Here is a 15,718-nt window from a genome sequence, read left to right on the forward strand (position 1 = left end):
CCCCGCTCGCCGCGGCGCTGAGGAGATGAGGAATACCGCTGCCTCGCGCCGATCACGGATCCCATCTACCGGCGGCGCCGCGAGTTTCCACACAGCCTCGGCCGACTGCGGTCATAGCCGCAACGGAGAGCCCCGAGGCTGGCGCACGAACAATGCCGGTAGATATCTAAAGCCGCCCGTCCGGATCACAACGGACGGCATCGGAACCTTTCAGGGGCCGCTCCCCTTTATTGGTCACGATCGACTTGATGATCGCAGACCGTATCGCCGCCTTGTGCGCCTCCGGCTGCGGGCGCTCGCCGACATGATCACCCGCATCGTCAAGGGACATCCCAAGTCCGCGCTGGATGAGCTCTTGCCGTGGGTCTATGCGATCACCTCGACTTCCACCCGCCGCCTCGAGCGGAGCGAAAGGATCGAGGGCGGGCAATTGGTGGGAACGCGCGCGGCGGGAGAGGATCTGACGCACGTGATCCGGCTGTCACCCCGCCAGCAAGAGGAAAGGTCGTGCTTCATCGCTTGCCTTCCGTGACGATCGTCGCGCTTCTGCTCGCCTCATCCGCTTTGGCTCAGACGGGCCGGGAGGCGTCGGATCCTGCGTTCGAGTGGGGTGAACGCAACACGTCCTACCCGCCGGCCTTCGACGCGCAGTTTCGCGCACCGATCGTGGTCACGCAGGCCGAGCTCGAGGTGGAGACCATCGTCGGAGGCCTCGTTCATCCCTGGGCGATCGAGAACTTGCCCGGCGACGCGGGCTTCCTCGTGACCGAGCGCACGGGCACCCTGCGCCGCGTCACGTCCGAGGGCGAGCTGTCCGCGCCGATCGGCGGCACGCCCGAGGTGCGCTACGAGCGCCAGGGCGGAATGCTCGACGTGGAGACGGGACCGAACTTCGCGCAGGATCGGATGATCTATCTGTCCTACGCCAAGCCGACCGGCACCAACGCCGCCGGCAAGACGATGTCGGCGACCGCGGTCGGGCGCGGACGGCTCTCGGAGGACTTCACCAGGGTCGAGGGATTCGAGGACATCTGGGTGCAGGATCCGTCCGCCCCCGAGCCGATCCACTACGGCAGCCGCATCGCCTTCGACGGCGACGGCCACGTGTTCATCACGACGGGGGAGCGCTTCACCTTCGAAAACCGTCCGCGGGCGCAGCAGCTCGGGGCGACGTGGGGCAAGACGATCCGCGTGAACCCCGATGGCTCGATCCCGGAGGACAACCCGTTCGTCGGCGTGCCCGATGCCGACGATTCGATCTGGTCCTACGGACACCGCAACATCGAAGGTGCGCAGGTCGTCGACGGCCGGCTCGTCGTGCTCAAGATGGGCCCGCAGGGCGGCGACGAGGTCAACGTGATCGAGCCCGGCCTGAACTACGGTTGGCCGCTCGTCTCTTACGGGCGGCGATACGACCGCTTCGGGGGCGCGCTGATCGGGACGGGCACCGCGAAGATCGAAGGCGCGGAGCAGCCGCTCTTTTTCTGGGATCCGGTGATCGCGCCCAACGATTTCGTCGTCTACGACGGCGACATGGTCCCCGAATGGCAGGGCGATTTTCTGATCTCGGCTCTCGTCGCCGGTGGCCTCGTGCGGTTGGAGATCGGCGAGGATGGGCTGGTGCAGGCCGAGGAGCGGGTCCTGCCCGACCTGAAGCGGACCCGGGACGTGGAGGTCGACGACGACGGCTCGCTTCTCGTGATCACCGACCAGGAAGACGGCCGCCTGCTTCGGATCACGCGGCGCTGATCGCTTACGGGCGCCGGCAACGCGCGCTTCCCCCGCACCCAGCCGCAGCTCGCCTGGGCAGACCCTGGGGGCAAGCCGGACGCCTACCGGAACGCACCAAGGCGCGAAGAATTGACCCGCCCAGAGGCGGACCCCAACACGCGAGGCGACCATGGCAGCACATGCCGGCGAGACGGAGCGCGAGACCGGCGACGTCCGCTGCGAACGCCACCACGAGACCGCCCATGTCACCGACAGCGACGAGATCCCGCGGTGCCAGAATTGCGGGAACGATACCGTCGACGCCGGGCGCCACGCCCCCGGCATGACGTCGAGCTGACGGCATGGGAGAGGACGCCGCGCCGGGCGCCTGGGCGCGCGACCTCGCCCGCGGCTTCGCGGGAGCGGTTCTGTTCGCGCTGCCGCTGCTGATGACCATGGAGATGTGGTGGATCGGCCTCTACGCGAGCCCGGGCCGGCTCGCGCTGTTCCTCGTGCTCTCCGTGCCGCTCCTGATCGGGCTCGCCTTTTATGCCGGCTTCCGAGACAGCTTCGACTGGCGCGACGACGTGGTCGACGCCTTCACGGCGATCGGCATCGGGGCGATTACGGCGGGCGTGGCGCTGTCGCTCTTCGGCGTGATCCGGCTCGGCGACGGCCTTTTCGACATCGTCGGCAAAATCGCCGTGCAGACGGTGCCTGCGTCGATGGGGGCGGCTCTCGCGCGCGAGCAGCTGGGCGGGTCGGGACAGGAGGCGCAGCAGCGCCAGGAAGAGGCGAGCTACCTCGGAAAGGTCTTCCTGATGGCGGCCGGCGCGCTCTACCTCGCCTTCAACGTCGCGCCGACCGAGGAGATGATCCTCATCGCGTTCAAGATGACGCCCTGGCACGGGCTCGCGCTCGTCGGCGTCTCGCTCGCGATGCTCCACGCCTTCGTCTACGAGGTGGATTTCTACGGCGGCCGGCGGCCGGAGATCGACCGGTTCTGGCCGCTCTTCCTTCGCTACAGCGTCGTCGGCTACGCGGTCGCGCTGCTCGTGAGCGCCTACGTGCTCTGGACGTTCGAGCGCTTCTCCGGTCTCGATCTCGAGCGCTCCGTGATGGCGACCGTCGTCCTGGGCTTCCCGGCCGCGCTCGGTGCGGCGGCGGCGCGCCTGGTCCTTTGACGATGGCGGCGGACCAGCAGAAACAGCGGAAGAACCCGCGGCTGACCTGGCCGGAGGCGGTCAGCGCGACCTCGGGCCTGCTCATCCTTCTCGGCGTCCTGGCCGTGCTCGGCTATGACGGGATAGTCGGCGGCGATGCCCCGCCGGCGATCGAGGTTCGGGCCGAGGCCGTGCACGAGACGCGGGGAGGACACCTCGTGCAGATCGTCGCGCGGAACGAAGGAGATGAGACGGCCGCCACCGTGCGCGTCGTGGGCCGGCTCGTAGGCCCGGACGGGACCACCGTCGAGACGAGCGCAGCCACCTTCGCCTACGTGCCGGCGGGCTCCGAGCGTTCGGGCGGGCTCTACTTCTCTGCGGACCCGCAGAGGTACGCGCTTCGCCTCGACGCAGAGGGATACGTTCGCCCCTGAATTCGGATCGCGGGTCTCGGGGCGATCGAAAACCGCTCTTTCCCATGGAGACGCCCACATGCTTGAACGCTCACCCCGAGAGGTCTTCGAATCCCATCTCGAAAACCGCGTCCGCGGCCGCCTCGACGAGGATCTCGCCGAGAACTACGCCGAGGATGTCGTGTTGCTCACCCAGAACAGCCAGGTCCGCGGTACGGCTGCGATGCGCGTCTCCGCCGATCGGCTCGCCGGGCAAATTCCCGACGCCGAGTTCGTGTTCGAGGCGAAGAAGGTCGAGGGCCCCTACGCTTTCCTGGTCTGGCGCGCCGCCTCGCCGACGCATCGCGTGGAGTGCGGCGCGGACTCCTTCCTGATACGGGACGGGCGCATCGTCATGCAGACGATCCATTACCGCCTTCTCCACGCCGACGGGACCGAGTGCCCTGTCCAGGAATCGCCCGGACTTGATGCGGTGCGGGATACCTGAGCCGCAGGGGAGCAATCCGATCGCACGCCTCACCGCACGCTTGCGCGGCCCGCCGCGCGCCTCCTGACCGACGGGCCGGGTCCACCGCGGCTCCCGCGCCTCCGCGCACTTTGCCACGAGCGCCTCATCCGCGAGGCGCGCAGAGCGCGGCAACGAGAGTCCAGCGGGCAGTATCCCCGGCGTCCCGCTCCTGTGGCGAACGGCGGATCGAACGGGAGGCAGCGGCGTTACGGTCCACTGGGCCGAGCTGAACGCAGCGCGGCGGGACAACCATGCAGGGGTGGGAGGCGCAGGTTCTCGCCCGAGGGAGAAGAGCATGACAGTACGCATACTGCTCGGCGCGTCGGTTGTCGGGATCGCCGCGGCTCTGGCCGCCGGCGGCGCGCAGGCGCAGGGGGCATCGATCTCGATCTCCTGCGGCGCGGTCGGCCAGGAGCTGGAGCTGTGCCGCGAAGGAGCCCAGGCCTGGGCCGAGGCGACCGGCAACACGGTGACGGTGGTCTCCACCGAGGCTGCGGTCGAGAACCTCGAATCGTCCCTCGAGCGGCTGAGCCGCCGCGGCTGGTGATGCGACGCTCCCGCCGGTCGAGCCGGCGGGAGGGGCCGGCCTCGTGCCTTCGGGCAGGGCACGGGCGCAGGGATCGCCTGCGTCTCAGCCCTGCTTTCGTTTCTTCTCGACATGCTCGTAGATGTCCTTCGCGGCCTTGCCGAGCGCACCGACGAGCATGCCCGCGGCGCCGATGACGAACAGCCATACCGCCGTGTGATGCCAGTGCGAGAAGCGCTCGAAGAAGAGCACCGAGCCCACGAGGAAGGCGGTGTTGCCGAATATTCCGATGGCGAGGTGCACGTATGGATAGTCGCGGACGAGCATGTGTAGCATTGGCATCCTCAATCGCTGGAAGCGTTCGGGCGCGGTTCCTAGGCTATCGACACGGATGGGAGGACGAGGGTTGGCCCGGCCACGATCGGCCGACTGATGCGTTACTCCAGCGCCGAACGTCCGCTCCCGAATTCCGTTCAGAACCCGCCGCGCCGAACGAGGTCATGAAGGACGCCATGGATCAGAGCACGAAGCGTCCCGATCGGGACCAGCGGCATACTCGGGCAGAACGCGCGAAAGACGATCTCGGCGCATCCCTCGAAGCGCCTACCTTCGGCGAGATCAAGGAGCGTGCGCCCGCCAGCGCGCGGTTGGTCCACGAGACCATCCGGGCCGAGGGGGAGGCGGAGATGCGTCGCCCGGTGGGCTCGCTCGCGTGGTCCGGCCTCGCCGCCGGGCTCGCGATGGGCTTCTCGCTCGTGGTCGAGGGCCTGTTGCACGCGGGGCTGCCAGACGAGCCCTGGCGCGGCCTGATCTCGAGCTTCGGCTACAGTGTCGGCTTCCTCATCGTCATCCTGGGCCGCCAGCAGCTCTTCACGGAAAGCACGCTCACGGTGGTTCTGCCCGCCCTCCACCGGCGCACCGCGCCGGTGCTCCTGCGCATGGTGCGCATGTGGGCGGTCGTGCTGTCGGCGAACCTGGTGGGCGTCGTCGCCTTCGCGGCCATGGCGGCGCTGACCGACGTCTTCACGCCGGAAGCCCGCGCTGCCTTCGCGGAAATCGGCCGCGCGGCACTGGAGGGAGACGCCTGGACGACCTTCCTTCGCGCTATCGTCGCCGGCTGGCTGATCGCCCTGATGGTCTGGCTGATGCCCGAGGCCGGCTCCGCCCGCTTCCTGGTGATCGTCACCATTACCTACGTCGTCGCGCTCGCGGGGCTCGCCCACGTGATCGCGGGCTCCGTCGAGGCGACCTTCGCCGCCTTCGCCGGGGACGCCTCGTGGCGTGAGGTGGTCGTCGGGTTCCTCCTGCCGGCGCTGGCCGGCAACATCGTGGGCGGGGTGACGCTGACGGCGCTCCTGAACTACGGCCAGGTCCACGCCGAGCTCGAAAACGACGGATCGGTGGACGGGCGGGAGCCGGACTGAGCCGCATCGGGGCGGTCGCGCGTCCGGCGGAACCTCCGGAATGACGGGGCGTTCGGCGTGCGCAAACGAACGGAGCCGAAGGCCATGGCAGATCGAAGCGGTGTCTCACCCCTCGTTCCGAGCGACGAAGGCGACGAGAAGGGCCTCGCGCTCGGCAAGGCCCAGGGCGATGCGCTGAGCCGAACGCTGGAGCACATGATCGGCGATGTCGCGCACGACGGGCGCGAGATCCGGAGTGGCGAGTACCTGGTCGCCTACGCCGTCGAAAAGGCGGAGGGCATGTACGTCCCGCGCGACGGAAAGCTCGAGTGGAGCGAGCCCGGCGAGGCGAACGCCCATGTCGAGGTCGCCGTGCGCGACGCGGCCGACGGCCGCCTGATCCCCGGTCTGGAGGTGCGGGCGACCCTGATCGGCCCCGACGGCGCGGATCTCGGAACGCAGCGTCTACCGCTGCTCTGGCATCCCTACCTCTACCATTACGGGGCGAACTGGAAGGTTCCCGGTAGCGGCAGGTACGGCATGCGCGTGAGCTTCGGGGCGCCGACGTTCTCACGCCACGACAAGAAGAATGGCCATCGCTTCCTGGAAGGCGCCGAGGTCACGTTCGACGACGTCGCCATCGCGGCGGGGCAGGACTAGCGTCTCCCGCCTGCTCCACCGAAGGCCCCGCGAGGTGCACGATGCCGATCCCTCGAGCCGCGGCTCCCGATCTCACGCTCGGCTTCCTCGCCGAAGGCTACGACTTCGTCCGCGAGCGCTGCGCACAATACGGCTCCGATGCGTTCGAAGCTCGCCTGATGGGCACGAAGACCGTGTTCTGCGTCGGCGAGGACGCGGCGCAAATGTTCTACGAGCCCGGCCGGTTCACGCGGCGTGGGGCCCTTCCGACCTTCGCGCTGAAGTTGCTCCAGGACGAAGGCTCGGTCGCCACCCTCGACGGCGAGGCGCACCGAGTGCGCAAGGCGTTGTTCATGTCCTTCATGGCGCCCGAGCGGATCGACCCCCTCGCCCGGGCGAGCGCGGACGGGCTCCGTGAGCGTCTCGCCACTTGGCACGACGGAGCCGCGCTGCACGATATCCTGCGCGAGGTGCTCTGCCGGGCGGCATGCGAGTGGGTCGGCGTGCCGGCGACCGAGGACGAACTCGAGGCCTACACGCACGAGACGAGCGCGATGATCGACGAGGCGGGATCCTTCGGGCCCGCGAACTGGATCGCGCGGGTTCGCCGAAACCGCGCCGAGGCGCGGCTGCGCGATCTCGTGGCGGCGGCGCGCTCGGGGGAAAGCCCGTTCTTCGAGGGAAGCCCCGCGGCTGCGGTCGTCGCGCACCGTGGCGCTGACGGCGCGCCGCTGGACGAAGCCGTCTGCGCCGTGGAACTGCTCAACCTGATCCGCCCGATCGTGGCCGTGGCGCGGTTCGTCACCTTCGCGGCGCTCGCGCTGCACCGACACCCTGGGCACGCGGCCGCCATCCGAGCGGCCGAAGGCGGCGCCGCTCGCCGCTTCGTCGAAGAGGTCCGGCGCACGACGCCGTTCTTCCCGGTGGTGGCGGGGCGCGTGCGAACGCCCTTCACTTGGCGCGAGCGTGACTTCGCGCAGGGGGAGATGGTGGTTCTCGACCTCTACGGCACCGACCGCGACCCGCGCCTCTACGCCGATCCCGCGCGGTTCGACCCGGACCGTCATCTCGGCCGCACGCCGACGCCGTTCGATCTCGTTCCGCAGGGCGGAGGCGACCATTTCACCGGGCATCGCTGCGCCGGCGAGTGGCTGACCATCGCCATAATGCAATCACTCGTTGAGGTTCTGGCCCACGCCTCGTGGCGCGTCCCGGAACAAGACCTCACGGTCGACCTGCGCAAGATGCCCGCCCTGCCGAAGAGCGGGCTCGTGCTGGCGGATGTGGCGCCGGTTCGATAGCGCGCCGGCGCCGAGCCTCACGCGTCCCCGAAGAGCGAGAAGTCCACGTCGAGCAGCCCGCCCTCGTCCTCGTCGAGCTCCTCGTCCTCATCGATGTCGGCGCGGTCGAACACGCCGCCATAGAGTTCCTCGTCGTCGAGAAGGGCGTCGTCCGACGCGTCCAGTCCGGCGAACAGGCCCGTCTCGTCGAGGCCTTCCGCGAACTCCTCCGGCTCGATCGTGCCGTTGCGGTCGTCGTCCCACTGGCCGACCTCGAGCTCGACGTCGTCCTCGCCGAACCAGGCGTCGACGCCGCGATCCCATTCGGAGACCGAGAGGGCGCCGTCGTCGTCCCGGTCCCACGTAGCGTAGAGCCCGTCCCGGAACTCGACGGGAGCGAGCGCACCGTCGGCATCCGCGTCGAAGGTCTCGAAGAGTCCCTCTCGCCCTTCGAGCTCGGCGAGGAACTCGGCACGGCCGAGCGCCCCGTCGCCGTCGGCGTCGAGCGCCTCGAACGCGCGCGTCTGCGCGGTTGCGGGGGGGACGGACAGGGCGAGGGCCGCGAGCGAGCAGGCGACTACGAAGGCGGTTCGTTTCCTGAGCATGGGTGATCGGCTCCTGTGTGATCTCTCCTGTGTGATCTCTCCGGCCAATGACCGCCGTCCCGCCGGGTTCCGGTCGGGACGAGGCCGAGCCATTCGCGAAAGTCCGCGAGCGGAGGCGAAGAACGGCGGAACGAAAAGCGGGACGAGCCCTTTCCCGATCCGAACCGACGCATTGCAAGGAGGTCGTCATGCGCACCCTCGCCGTCGCCACGTTCGCGACCACGCTTCTCCTCGGCAACGCCGCGGTCGGGCAGCAGGCCCCCGATTGGCGCTATCCCGCAATCACCGGCGCGGGACCCGTCGTGCCCGTGCCGGACGCCACTCCGCAGTTCGAGGGCGCACCATACGAGGTCGTCTTCAACATCACGCAGGATCGGCCCGGCGACGGGCGCGTCAGCCCGGGGCTGGCGTCGGTCGCGCGCTTCGTCAACCTGCTCGCCATGAGCGACATGGATCCGGCGGCGTCCGATCTCGTCGCCGTCCTGCACGGCCCGGCGACCGCCGCCGTGATCTCGAACGACGCGTATGTCGCGCGGTTCGGCGCGCAGAACCCGAACATCGAGCTCATCCGGCAGCTGGAGGATGCGGGCGTCGAGGTCGTGGTCTGCGGCCAGGCCGTCGCCGGCGCCGGCTTCTCCTACGAGGCCGTCCTCGAGCCGGTCGAGATCTCCGTCTCGGCCATGACGGAACTCGCCCAGCGCCAGATGCAGGGCTACGCCTTGGTGCCCGGATGACGGAGAACCTCTCGCCGTCCGATCCGCCGGCCGACGCTCGGCGGCGGCTCGGGCGCCCCGGTCTCGGCTATGTCCAGCACGTCCTGGTCGGACTCGCACTCGCCGCGGGATTCTACCTGCTCTGGCTCGTCCGCGACGCGCTCCTCGTCGTTCTGGCGGGCGTCATCGTCGCCGTTCTCCTGCTCGGGGTCGCGGCGCCGATCCGTCGGCGAACGCCCCTGTCGCACCGCTGGTCGGTCGTAGCCGCAGCCTCCGGTCTCCTCGTCTTGCTCGCGCTGGTCTTCCTCCTGATCGGCTCGCAGATCAGCGGGCAGGTCGGGCAGCTGACCCAGGCGCTGCCCGATGCCCTCCAGCAGGCCGAGGAGCGGTACGGCCTGTCGATCGGCCAGGATGAAGGAACGCAGGCGGAGCCGAGCGCCGACGCGGATGCCAGCACCGCCGAGGCCGTCGTGGCGTCCGGCGAAACTCGAAGCGAGGGCCTGATCGGGGCAGCACGAGGCCTCGTCGGCCGCATCGCGCAGTTCGGGTTCACGATCGCCGAGATTCTCACGGGTGTCGTTCTCGTGGCGATCGCCGGCCTGTTTCTCGCCCTCGATCCGGACGTCTACCGCCGCGGCCTCGTCGCCCTCCTGCCGCGCGGCGGGCGGCGGAAGGTGGACGCGACGCTGCGCCATTGCGGCGTCGCGCTCTACGACTTCCTGAAGGGGGTGCTCGTGTCGATGACGATCGTCGGCCTTCTCGCCGGCCTCGGCACGTGGGCCCTCGGCCTTCCCGCTCCCTTGGCTCTCGGCGCCTTCGCCGCTCTCACGGAGTTCGTTCCGATCGTGGGCCCGATCATCGGGGCGATCCCGGCTCTCATCCTCGCTGCCGGGGAAGGGGGCGGGAGCCTGCTGTGGACCGCGGTGCTCTACCTCGCGATCCAGCAGGTGGAGTCGAACATGATCACGCCCCTGATCCAGAAGCGGATGGTCACCGTCCCGCCCGGCCTGTTTCTCTTCACGGTGTTCGCCTTCGGGCTCCTGTTCGGGACGCTGGGCGTCATCGTCGCCGGGCCGCTCACCGTCGTCGCCTATGTCGCCGCGAAGGAACTCTATGTCCGCGACACCCTGGGCGAGGAGACCGAGGTTCCGGGCGAGAACGAGGGTGCGGGTCTCCTCCAGCCGGAGGATGGCGGGCGCGCCTCGCGGCCGGACGAATAGCGCCGCGGGCGGTGAACTCCCGACCGAAGGGGGCGTTCGCCGTCGATGCTCTCGACCAGAGGAGACGACGAAATGACTGCGACGAGGAAACTCACGACGCCGTTCGCGGCGGGCCTTCTCGCCGCGGCAGCCCTCGCCGCACCGGCGCTCTCCGACCCCATCCTGGAGGACCAAGGCCTCTACGAGAAGCAGTTCTGGGAGATCGCGCCACTCTACGACGACTTGGACGAGCAGGACCCGCCGGGCGTCCTGACCGAGGGCCGCGATCCCGAGGATCCGGCCGGCCCGGCCGTGGATTTCCGGAAACAAGGCCTGCCCCCCGTTCCGGACGCCGAGCCGGGCTGACGGATCGGGAGAGACACGCGTCGATGCGAAACAAGGCGAGCCTCACCCTCGACCCGCGCACGCCCGAGCGCATCCCGCCGTCGCCGCCGGACGGCCGCGGGCGGCTCGTCTACCGGCAAAGCGTCTGGACGCGCCTGACGCACTGGGCCTGGGCGGTGGCGCTCTTTTTCCTCCTCCTCTCCGGTCTCCAGATCTTCATGGCGCGCCCCGACCTCTATATCGGCCGTCAGTCGGGCTTCGACTTCGACAACGCGATCCTCTCGATCTCGGCGGAGGTGGAGGACGGCGCCCTCGTCGGCGTCACCGACGTGTTCGGCTGGCGCTTCGAGACGACGGGGTACCTCGGCGTGGTCGACGAGGGCGGCGTTCCCGCGCCCAAGACCTTTCCCGGCTGGATGACGATCCCCTCGGGGCGCGACCTCGCGACGGGACGGGTCGTCCACTTGTTCTTCGCCTGGGTGCTCCTCGCGACGCTGGCGGTCTGGCTCGTCGCGAGCCTCGCCAACCGGCACATCCGCCGCGATCTCGCCCTCTCGCGCGACGAGCTGCGCCGAATTCCGCGAGAGGTGACGAGCCACGCCCGGCTGAGCTTCAGGCGCGAGCCACGCTACAACCCGCTCCAGAAGCTCACCTACCTCGCGATCCTGTTTCTCGTCCTGCCGCTGATGGTGCTGACGGGCCTCACGATGTCCCCCGGGGTGAACGCCTGGGCGCCCTGGATGCTCGACCTTTTCGGCGGGCGCCAGACGGCGCGCACGCTCCACTTCCTGCTGATGCTCGCGCTCCTCGCCTTCTTCGTCGTGCACATGTTCATGGTCGTGTTCGCCGGGTCGGTGAACGAGATGCGCTCGATGATCACCGGCTGGTTCCGAGCCGACACGGAGATCCCGCATGACTGACCTCTCCCGCCGGCACTTCTTGCGCCGCGGCGCCGCGCTCGGCGCGAGCCTCGGGCTCGGCGGCTGCTTCGACGAGCTGGCCGACCGCGACAATCCGGTCCGCGCCACGCTCGCTGGCGCGAACGATCTCACCTATGCCGCTCAGCGCGCCCTCCTCGACCACGACGCTCTCGCCCGCGAGTACCCGGCGAGCGCCATCCGGCAGCCGATGCGGCCGAACGGCTCGACCTCGCCGCGCGACCCGGACTACCTGAACCACCTCGTCTCCGGCTTCGAGACTTGGCGCCTGCCCGTTTCCGGGCTGGTGGATCGGCCGGAGAGCTTCTCGCTCGCCGACCTCGCCTCGATGCCCGCGCGCACACAGATCACCCGGCACGACTGCGTGGAGGGCTGGAGCTGCATCGCGCAATGGACGGGCGTTCCGCTGCGCCTGGTGCTCGACCGGGTCGGCGCGCGGCCCGAGGCGCGCTTCGTCGTCTTCCGCTGCTTCGACACGATGGAATGGTCGCCCACGGGGCCGGTCAAGTATTACGAGTCGGTCGACCTCTGGGCGGCGCGCCACCCGCAGACGATCCTCGCCTACGGCATGAACGGAGGGCCGCTGCCCGTCGCCAACGGCGCGCCGCTGCGCGTGCGCATCGAGCTGCAGCTCGGCTACAAGATGGCGAAGTACCTCCAGGCCATCGACGTGACGGACACGCTCGAGCCCTACGGGCTCGGCGAGGGCGGCTACTGGGAGGACCGCGGCTATGAGTGGTATGCGGGGATTTGAGCGCGCCCGCCGCGCGGGCGCGGCGCTCGTCCTGATCGGGCCTCTCCTCGTCGGCTGTGCGGAGCGCGACGAGCCGGCCGAGGGAGCGGACGGCGTCGAGGTCGAGGACACGCCGGCGGCGATCGAGGCCCCGGCGCTGGCGCCCAACGAGATCGTCGAGGGCGAGCCGTAGCGAAGCACGTCGGCGCGAACAGGGCGTCCCACCGTGGAGCGCCCTGCCCGGAGGCCGCGTCAGCCCGTCAGATGTCGAAGAACCCTTCGTCGCCGACGTCGTCGCCGAGATCGCCGTATTCCGGCTCCTCGATGACGCCGCTGTCGTCGGCGTCGTAGCCGGCGTAGACGCCCTCGTTGAACTCGGTCTCGGTCAACATGCCGTCGGCGTCCTCGTCCCACTCGGTGAACGCATCGTCACCGAAGCGCTCGTTGAAGGCCGTCGCGTTGTCGCCGAGCCCGGCCGAGAGCTCGTCGGGGCCGATCGAATTGTCGTCGTTCGTGTCCCAGCTGTAGAAGACGCCGGTGTCCCCTCCGAAGTTGGTCTCGAACTCCTCCATGCTGATCGAGCCGTTCCCGTCCGCATCCCAGTCCGAGAACGCCTCCTGAGCGATGGCGCTCGTCATCATCAGCGAAGTCGCGAAACCGGCGACGGCGAGAAGTCGAATGCATTCCTTGCGCATGACTGTTCCTCCTGGTCGGACGACCGCAGGCGTAATGAGGAGCCGCCGTTCTTGTTCCGCACGCCGGAGGGCGGGTCGTTCGGCCGAGGCGCGCGCTCCGGCCGTCGGAACCGGGCACAGCCGCATCCGTTCGGACCGGAGATCACGCCGACGAACGAGAGGAAACGACGATGGCGCATCCGAACGCCGCTGCGAGTGACAGCACGCTGCGCATCACGGGGGTCGTGGGGCTGGTGGGGGCCGCCTTCCCCGTGATCGCCGACATCGCGTCCTGGAGTCTCGCGAGCGGCTACTCCCCCGTTGCGCAATCGATCAGCGCCCTCGCGGTCGGGCGCTCGAGCTGGCTCATCGATCTCGGCATCTGGACCTTCGCCGTGGGCATCGTGGCGGTAGCGATCGGGTTGCGCGCATTGCGGCTCGGCGATCTGGGCTGGACCTCGGGTGCGCTCTGCCTGTTCCTCGTCGGCGCGGCCGCTGCGGTGATCGCCGCCGTCAACGAGTACGCCGGACGCCAGAACCAGGCGGCCGACATCCACCAGTGGTGCTTCTACGCGCTCGCGCTGTTGTTTCCCGTCGGTCTCCTCCTGCTCGCTCCGGGCCTCAAGCGGCTGGGGGCCAAGCTCGGCACGTTGAGCCAGGTTCTCGCGGTCGTCTGGCTGGTCCTGGGTCCGCTCTACTTCTTCGTTCCGAACGCCTGGTCGGGCGCATATGAAAGGGCCTTCGCGCTGTTGATGCTGGCTTGGCTCGCCGCCGCCTCGGCGCTCCTCCTGAGCCGCCGGGCCCGGGCGAGGGCGCCCCTGACGTGACGATGCGGCGACGATCGCTTCCGCGGGCGCCGCGGCTCGTCGTCAGAACGGGTCCTCGAAGCGCGCCGCGTCGGCGGGAAGGCCGCGGGACGCGTCCGCGGGACTTCCATAGGGCAGCTCGACCCGTTCCACACCGGCATCGAACCCCGCCTCGCGCCCCGTGAACGGGTAGGCGTAGAGACCGCCGCCGAACGCGCCGCGGCGGGAGACGAGAGCGGCGAGAAGCCGGCCGTCCTGCGGCGCGACGACGAGATCGACGACGATGCCGAAGCCGGTCTGGTCCGCGAGCTGGACATAGTCGCCGATCACCTCGCTGGCCCGGAACTCGCGTGGGCCGGTTTCGACCCAGTCGCGATCACCGAACGGATCGTAGAGTTCCGCTTCCTCCTCGTCGATCGGAACGGCGACCCCGTCCTCGCCGGGCGTGGTCGCGATGTCCTCCCAAGGAACTCGGAAATAGGAGTTGCCGAGATCGAGGAAGCCGCCGCTCTCGGCGACGAGCGACACCACGCGCCCGTCGCGGTCGATCACGAGATCGCGCACGGTGCCGACGACGTCGCCCTCCGCGCCATACAGCCGCTCGCCCATCAGGTCCTCGACGCGAAAGCCGGCATAGAGCGCCGCTTCGTCGAGCGGAGGCGCGACGAACGGCAGCGCCGGGTCTTCGTTCGCCACGGCGCCGGGCGTCGCCCCACCGGCGCCGCGGGGCGTGTTGGGGCTGCCCGGCTGGTTCTCGATCGGGTTCGGCCGCTCCAACGCGAAAGGCGGCTCCAGCTGGGCGAATGGCTGGGCTGTGGCTGCGAGGAGCGCGGCGCTGGCGAGCGCGAATGTCCTGAAGATCGTCGTCATGTTCCGCTCCCGAACTCGAACTGCGCAAAAGCGCATCGAGAGAAGAGCCGGACTGCGGCGGAGGTTCCCTAAAGATTCGCACCTCTAAACGTTAGGCTTTGCTGTAGATCAGCGAAAAATTCGACCGAACGATCCTGCTCTCTCAGAGTTGAGGGGACATTCCCAACCCGAAAAAGGAGGAAACTACATGACCATGAACTGGCTCAAGACGACCGCCTCGGCCGCCGCCCTCGTGCTGGCCGTCGCCGCCGGCCCCGCCATCGCGCAGGAAGCCTTCAGCGATTGGGACGCCGATGCGAGCGGCTCGATCAGCGAAACCGAGTGGAACACCGGTTGGAGCGATGCCGGCGTCTACGATGCCTGGGACGCCAACGACGACAACGCGATCTCCGAGGACGAGTGGACCGCCGGCGTCGGCGAGAACGAAGAGCTCTGGAACGAGCGCTTCGGCGAGACGGCTTACGGTGACTGGGACGCCGATGACGATGGCGCCCTCACGGAGGAAGAGTTCGGTTCCGGCGTGTATGCCGGCTACGACGCCGACGAATCGGGCGTCATCGAGGAGCCTGAGTTCGGCGACGCCGGTGACGACATCGGCGACGAGGGCCTGTTCGACGTCTGATCCCATTCCCGAGGTTTCGGAGGCCGGGCCTCGCGCCCGGCTCCGGCATCGACCGATCACCCTTGCGGCGTCGACCGCGAGGCCTGCCCGGAAAGCCCGGGTGCACACTCCAGAAGGAGATTTTCGATGTTGAAGGTTCTCGTGACTGCTACCGCCCTGACCGCCGCCGCCGCGTTCCCCGCGCTGGCGCAGTCCTCCGGCCAGAGCGGCCAGACGGGCCAGTCCGGCCAGCAGGCGCCCCAGCAGGCTCAGGGTCAGATGACCCAGGAGCAGATGCAGACCCGTCTCGCCTCGCAGCAGCAGGTCCGGGAAGCTCTGACCATGTCGGGCTTTGAGGAGGTGACCTTCCTCGACGCGGCGTACCTCGTGTCGGCTCAGGCGCCGTCCGGCGAAATGGTCATGATGGTGGTGAACCCCTCGGGCCTCATGCAGGGCCTCATGCAGGGCGGCGCGACCGGCTCCACGACCATGCCGCGGGGTCAGTCCGGGCAGTCCGGGCAGTCGGCGCAGCCGAAGCAGTAAGGCTCGATATCGAGCAGGTGCGTCCCCCGCCGGCCGAGCCGGCGGGGGA

23 protein-coding genes are annotated in these 15,718 nt (G+C 69.2%); 19 read left to right on the forward strand and 4 right to left on the reverse strand.

From position 1 onward, the window contains the following. The 7 genes from IEX89_RS24295 to IEX89_RS23360 form a co-directional block, all read left to right on the forward strand. A partial coding sequence (locus IEX89_RS24295; RefSeq protein WP_210317701.1) for a transposase domain-containing protein occupies positions 1-532 on the forward strand: 532 nt, incomplete at its 5' end. Then, positions 508-1,749, forward strand: coding sequence for a PQQ-dependent sugar dehydrogenase (locus tag IEX89_RS23335; protein WP_210317702.1), 1,242 nt, complete (start codon positions 508-510; stop codon positions 1,747-1,749). The genes IEX89_RS24295 and IEX89_RS23335, both read left to right, overlap by 25 nt. A gap of 151 nt (positions 1,750-1,900) precedes the next feature. Further along, on the forward strand, positions 1,901-2,068 hold the full coding sequence (locus tag IEX89_RS23340; protein WP_188915697.1) for an alpha helical protein: 168 nt from the start codon (positions 1,901-1,903) through the stop codon (positions 2,066-2,068). 4 nt (positions 2,069-2,072) lie between these two features. Further along, positions 2,073-2,894 (forward strand): TIGR02587 family membrane protein, encoded by an 822-nt coding sequence (locus IEX89_RS23345; protein WP_188915698.1) that lies wholly within the window; start codon positions 2,073-2,075, stop codon positions 2,892-2,894. 2 nt (positions 2,895-2,896) lie between these two features. Continuing rightward, positions 2,897-3,307 (forward strand): hypothetical protein, encoded by a 411-nt coding sequence (locus IEX89_RS23350; protein WP_188915699.1) that lies wholly within the window; start codon positions 2,897-2,899, stop codon positions 3,305-3,307. A gap of 58 nt (positions 3,308-3,365) precedes the next feature. Beyond that, complete coding sequence (locus IEX89_RS23355; RefSeq protein WP_188915700.1) at positions 3,366-3,773, forward strand: nuclear transport factor 2 family protein; 408 nt, start codon at positions 3,366-3,368, stop codon at positions 3,771-3,773. 316 nt (positions 3,774-4,089) lie between these two features. Next, complete coding sequence (locus IEX89_RS23360) at positions 4,090-4,341, forward strand: hypothetical protein (RefSeq protein ID WP_188915701.1); 252 nt, start codon at positions 4,090-4,092, stop codon at positions 4,339-4,341. A gap of 84 nt (positions 4,342-4,425) precedes the next feature. Here the strand turns inward: IEX89_RS23360 and IEX89_RS23365 are convergent, their stop codons facing one another. Continuing rightward, entirely contained in the window at positions 4,426-4,647 is a 222-nt protein-coding gene (locus IEX89_RS23365) for a YrhK family protein (RefSeq protein WP_210317703.1), read from the reverse strand. Between the two features lie 185 nt (positions 4,648-4,832). Here IEX89_RS23365 and IEX89_RS23370 point away from each other — a divergent pair, with 185 nt between their 5' ends. The 3 genes from IEX89_RS23370 (at position 4,833) to IEX89_RS23380 (ending at position 7,663) form a co-directional block, all read left to right on the forward strand. Further along, entirely contained in the window at positions 4,833-5,744 is a 912-nt protein-coding gene (locus IEX89_RS23370) for a formate/nitrite transporter family protein (protein ID WP_210317704.1), read from the forward strand. Positions 5,745-5,828: 84 nt separating this feature from the next. Continuing rightward, entirely contained in the window at positions 5,829-6,383 is a 555-nt protein-coding gene (locus IEX89_RS23375; RefSeq protein ID WP_188915704.1) for an iron transporter, read from the forward strand. A 41-nt stretch (positions 6,384-6,424) separates the two neighbouring features. After that, positions 6,425-7,663, forward strand: coding sequence for a cytochrome P450 (locus IEX89_RS23380; RefSeq protein WP_188915705.1), 1,239 nt, complete (start codon positions 6,425-6,427; stop codon positions 7,661-7,663). Positions 7,664-7,680: 17 nt separating this feature from the next. Here IEX89_RS23380 and IEX89_RS23385 read toward each other — a convergent pair whose 3' ends face one another. Further along, positions 7,681-8,247, reverse strand: a complete 567-nt coding sequence (locus IEX89_RS23385) for an EF-hand domain-containing protein (RefSeq protein WP_188915706.1) — start codon at positions 8,245-8,247, stop codon at positions 7,681-7,683. A gap of 188 nt (positions 8,248-8,435) precedes the next feature. Here IEX89_RS23385 and IEX89_RS23390 point away from each other — a divergent pair, with 188 nt between their 5' ends. The 6 genes from IEX89_RS23390 (at position 8,436) to IEX89_RS23415 (ending at position 12,368) form a co-directional block, all read left to right on the forward strand. After that, positions 8,436-8,981 carry a DsrE family protein gene (locus IEX89_RS23390; protein WP_188915707.1) on the forward strand — a complete coding sequence of 182 codons (546 nt, stop codon included), beginning with the start codon at positions 8,436-8,438 and terminating at the stop codon, positions 8,979-8,981. After that, the gene (locus tag IEX89_RS23395; RefSeq protein ID WP_188915708.1) at positions 8,978-10,180 is read left to right on the forward strand and encodes an AI-2E family transporter; all 1,203 of its coding nucleotides are present in this window, start codon (positions 8,978-8,980) and stop codon (positions 10,178-10,180) included. Before IEX89_RS23390 ends, IEX89_RS23395 begins: the two co-directional genes overlap by 4 nt. 72 nt (positions 10,181-10,252) lie before the next feature. Continuing rightward, positions 10,253-10,525 carry a hypothetical protein gene (locus IEX89_RS23400; protein ID WP_188915709.1) on the forward strand — a complete coding sequence of 91 codons (273 nt, stop codon included), beginning with the start codon at positions 10,253-10,255 and terminating at the stop codon, positions 10,523-10,525. A 23-nt stretch (positions 10,526-10,548) separates the two neighbouring features. Then, positions 10,549-11,424, forward strand: a complete 876-nt coding sequence (locus IEX89_RS23405; protein WP_188915710.1) for a cytochrome b/b6 domain-containing protein — start codon at positions 10,549-10,551, stop codon at positions 11,422-11,424. Continuing rightward, entirely contained in the window at positions 11,417-12,196 is a 780-nt protein-coding gene (locus IEX89_RS23410) for a molybdopterin-dependent oxidoreductase (protein ID WP_188915711.1), read from the forward strand. Before IEX89_RS23405 ends, IEX89_RS23410 begins: the two co-directional genes overlap by 8 nt. Continuing rightward, positions 12,174-12,368, forward strand: a complete 195-nt coding sequence (locus IEX89_RS23415) for a hypothetical protein (RefSeq protein WP_188915712.1) — start codon at positions 12,174-12,176, stop codon at positions 12,366-12,368. The genes IEX89_RS23410 and IEX89_RS23415 overlap by 23 nt, the downstream gene beginning before the upstream one ends. A gap of 67 nt (positions 12,369-12,435) precedes the next feature. Here the strand turns inward: IEX89_RS23415 and IEX89_RS23420 are convergent, their stop codons facing one another. Then, positions 12,436-12,870: an EF-hand domain-containing protein gene (locus IEX89_RS23420; protein WP_188915713.1), complete on the reverse strand. Its 435-nt coding sequence runs from the start codon at positions 12,868-12,870 to the stop codon at positions 12,436-12,438. 170 nt (positions 12,871-13,040) lie between these two features. On the opposite strand from IEX89_RS23420, the gene IEX89_RS23425 reads away from it, so the two are divergent. Continuing rightward, a complete protein-coding gene (locus tag IEX89_RS23425) occupies positions 13,041-13,676 on the forward strand; it encodes a DUF998 domain-containing protein (RefSeq protein ID WP_188915714.1) in 636 nt (211 codons plus the stop codon). A 42-nt stretch (positions 13,677-13,718) separates the two neighbouring features. Here the strand turns inward: IEX89_RS23425 and IEX89_RS23430 are convergent, their stop codons facing one another. Then, positions 13,719-14,525, reverse strand: a complete 807-nt coding sequence (locus IEX89_RS23430; RefSeq protein WP_188915715.1) for a PRC-barrel domain-containing protein — start codon at positions 14,523-14,525, stop codon at positions 13,719-13,721. Positions 14,526-14,712: 187 nt separating this feature from the next. On the opposite strand from IEX89_RS23430, the gene IEX89_RS23435 reads away from it, so the two are divergent. Together IEX89_RS23435 and IEX89_RS23440 are read left to right on the forward strand one after the other, a co-directional pair. Further along, positions 14,713-15,147, forward strand: a complete 435-nt coding sequence (locus tag IEX89_RS23435) for an EF-hand domain-containing protein (RefSeq protein ID WP_188915716.1) — start codon at positions 14,713-14,715, stop codon at positions 15,145-15,147. Between the two features lie 126 nt (positions 15,148-15,273). Continuing rightward, positions 15,274-15,669 (forward strand): hypothetical protein, encoded by a 396-nt coding sequence (locus IEX89_RS23440; protein WP_188915717.1) that lies wholly within the window; start codon positions 15,274-15,276, stop codon positions 15,667-15,669. Positions 15,670-15,718 lie beyond the last annotated feature (49 nt).

It is taken from the genome of Salinarimonas ramus (assembly GCF_014645695.1).
GTDB lineage: Bacteria > Pseudomonadota > Alphaproteobacteria > Rhizobiales > Beijerinckiaceae > Salinarimonas > Salinarimonas ramus.

Excerpts from the sequence above, each read along its gene's own strand:
- IEX89_RS23430 (WP_188915715.1), bottom strand. The coding sequence starts at position 14,525 with ATGACGACGATCTTCAGGACATTCGCGCTCGCCAGCGCCGCGCTCCTC.
- IEX89_RS23380 (WP_188915705.1), top strand. The coding sequence starts at position 6,425 with ATGCCGATCCCTCGAGCCGCGGCTCCCGATCTCACGCTCGGCTTCCTC.
- IEX89_RS23410 (WP_188915711.1), top strand. The coding sequence starts at position 11,417 with ATGACTGACCTCTCCCGCCGGCACTTCTTGCGCCGCGGCGCCGCGCTC.
- IEX89_RS23355 (WP_188915700.1), top strand. The coding sequence starts at position 3,366 with ATGCTTGAACGCTCACCCCGAGAGGTCTTCGAATCCCATCTCGAAAAC.
- IEX89_RS23405 (WP_188915710.1), top strand. The coding sequence starts at position 10,549 with ATGCGAAACAAGGCGAGCCTCACCCTCGACCCGCGCACGCCCGAGCGC.
- IEX89_RS23395 (WP_188915708.1), top strand. The coding sequence starts at position 8,978 with ATGACGGAGAACCTCTCGCCGTCCGATCCGCCGGCCGACGCTCGGCGG.
- IEX89_RS23435 (WP_188915716.1), top strand. The coding sequence starts at position 14,713 with ATGACCATGAACTGGCTCAAGACGACCGCCTCGGCCGCCGCCCTCGTG.
- IEX89_RS23390 (WP_188915707.1), top strand. The coding sequence starts at position 8,436 with ATGCGCACCCTCGCCGTCGCCACGTTCGCGACCACGCTTCTCCTCGGC.
- IEX89_RS23375 (WP_188915704.1), top strand. The coding sequence starts at position 5,829 with ATGGCAGATCGAAGCGGTGTCTCACCCCTCGTTCCGAGCGACGAAGGC.
- IEX89_RS23360 (WP_188915701.1), top strand. The coding sequence starts at position 4,090 with ATGACAGTACGCATACTGCTCGGCGCGTCGGTTGTCGGGATCGCCGCG.
- IEX89_RS23385 (WP_188915706.1), bottom strand. The coding sequence starts at position 8,247 with ATGCTCAGGAAACGAACCGCCTTCGTAGTCGCCTGCTCGCTCGCGGCC.
- IEX89_RS23420 (WP_188915713.1), bottom strand. The coding sequence starts at position 12,870 with ATGCGCAAGGAATGCATTCGACTTCTCGCCGTCGCCGGTTTCGCGACT.
- IEX89_RS23345 (WP_188915698.1), top strand. The coding sequence starts at position 2,073 with ATGGGAGAGGACGCCGCGCCGGGCGCCTGGGCGCGCGACCTCGCCCGC.
- IEX89_RS23425 (WP_188915714.1), top strand. The coding sequence starts at position 13,041 with ATGGCGCATCCGAACGCCGCTGCGAGTGACAGCACGCTGCGCATCACG.
- IEX89_RS23400 (WP_188915709.1), top strand. The coding sequence starts at position 10,253 with ATGACTGCGACGAGGAAACTCACGACGCCGTTCGCGGCGGGCCTTCTC.
- IEX89_RS23415 (WP_188915712.1), top strand. The coding sequence starts at position 12,174 with ATGAGTGGTATGCGGGGATTTGAGCGCGCCCGCCGCGCGGGCGCGGCG.
- IEX89_RS23340 (WP_188915697.1), top strand. The coding sequence starts at position 1,901 with ATGGCAGCACATGCCGGCGAGACGGAGCGCGAGACCGGCGACGTCCGC.
- IEX89_RS23350 (WP_188915699.1), top strand. The coding sequence starts at position 2,897 with ATGGCGGCGGACCAGCAGAAACAGCGGAAGAACCCGCGGCTGACCTGG.
- IEX89_RS23370 (WP_210317704.1), top strand. The coding sequence starts at position 4,833 with ATGGATCAGAGCACGAAGCGTCCCGATCGGGACCAGCGGCATACTCGG.
- IEX89_RS23440 (WP_188915717.1), top strand. The coding sequence starts at position 15,274 with ATGTTGAAGGTTCTCGTGACTGCTACCGCCCTGACCGCCGCCGCCGCG.
- IEX89_RS23365 (WP_210317703.1), bottom strand. The coding sequence starts at position 4,647 with ATGCTCGTCCGCGACTATCCATACGTGCACCTCGCCATCGGAATATTC.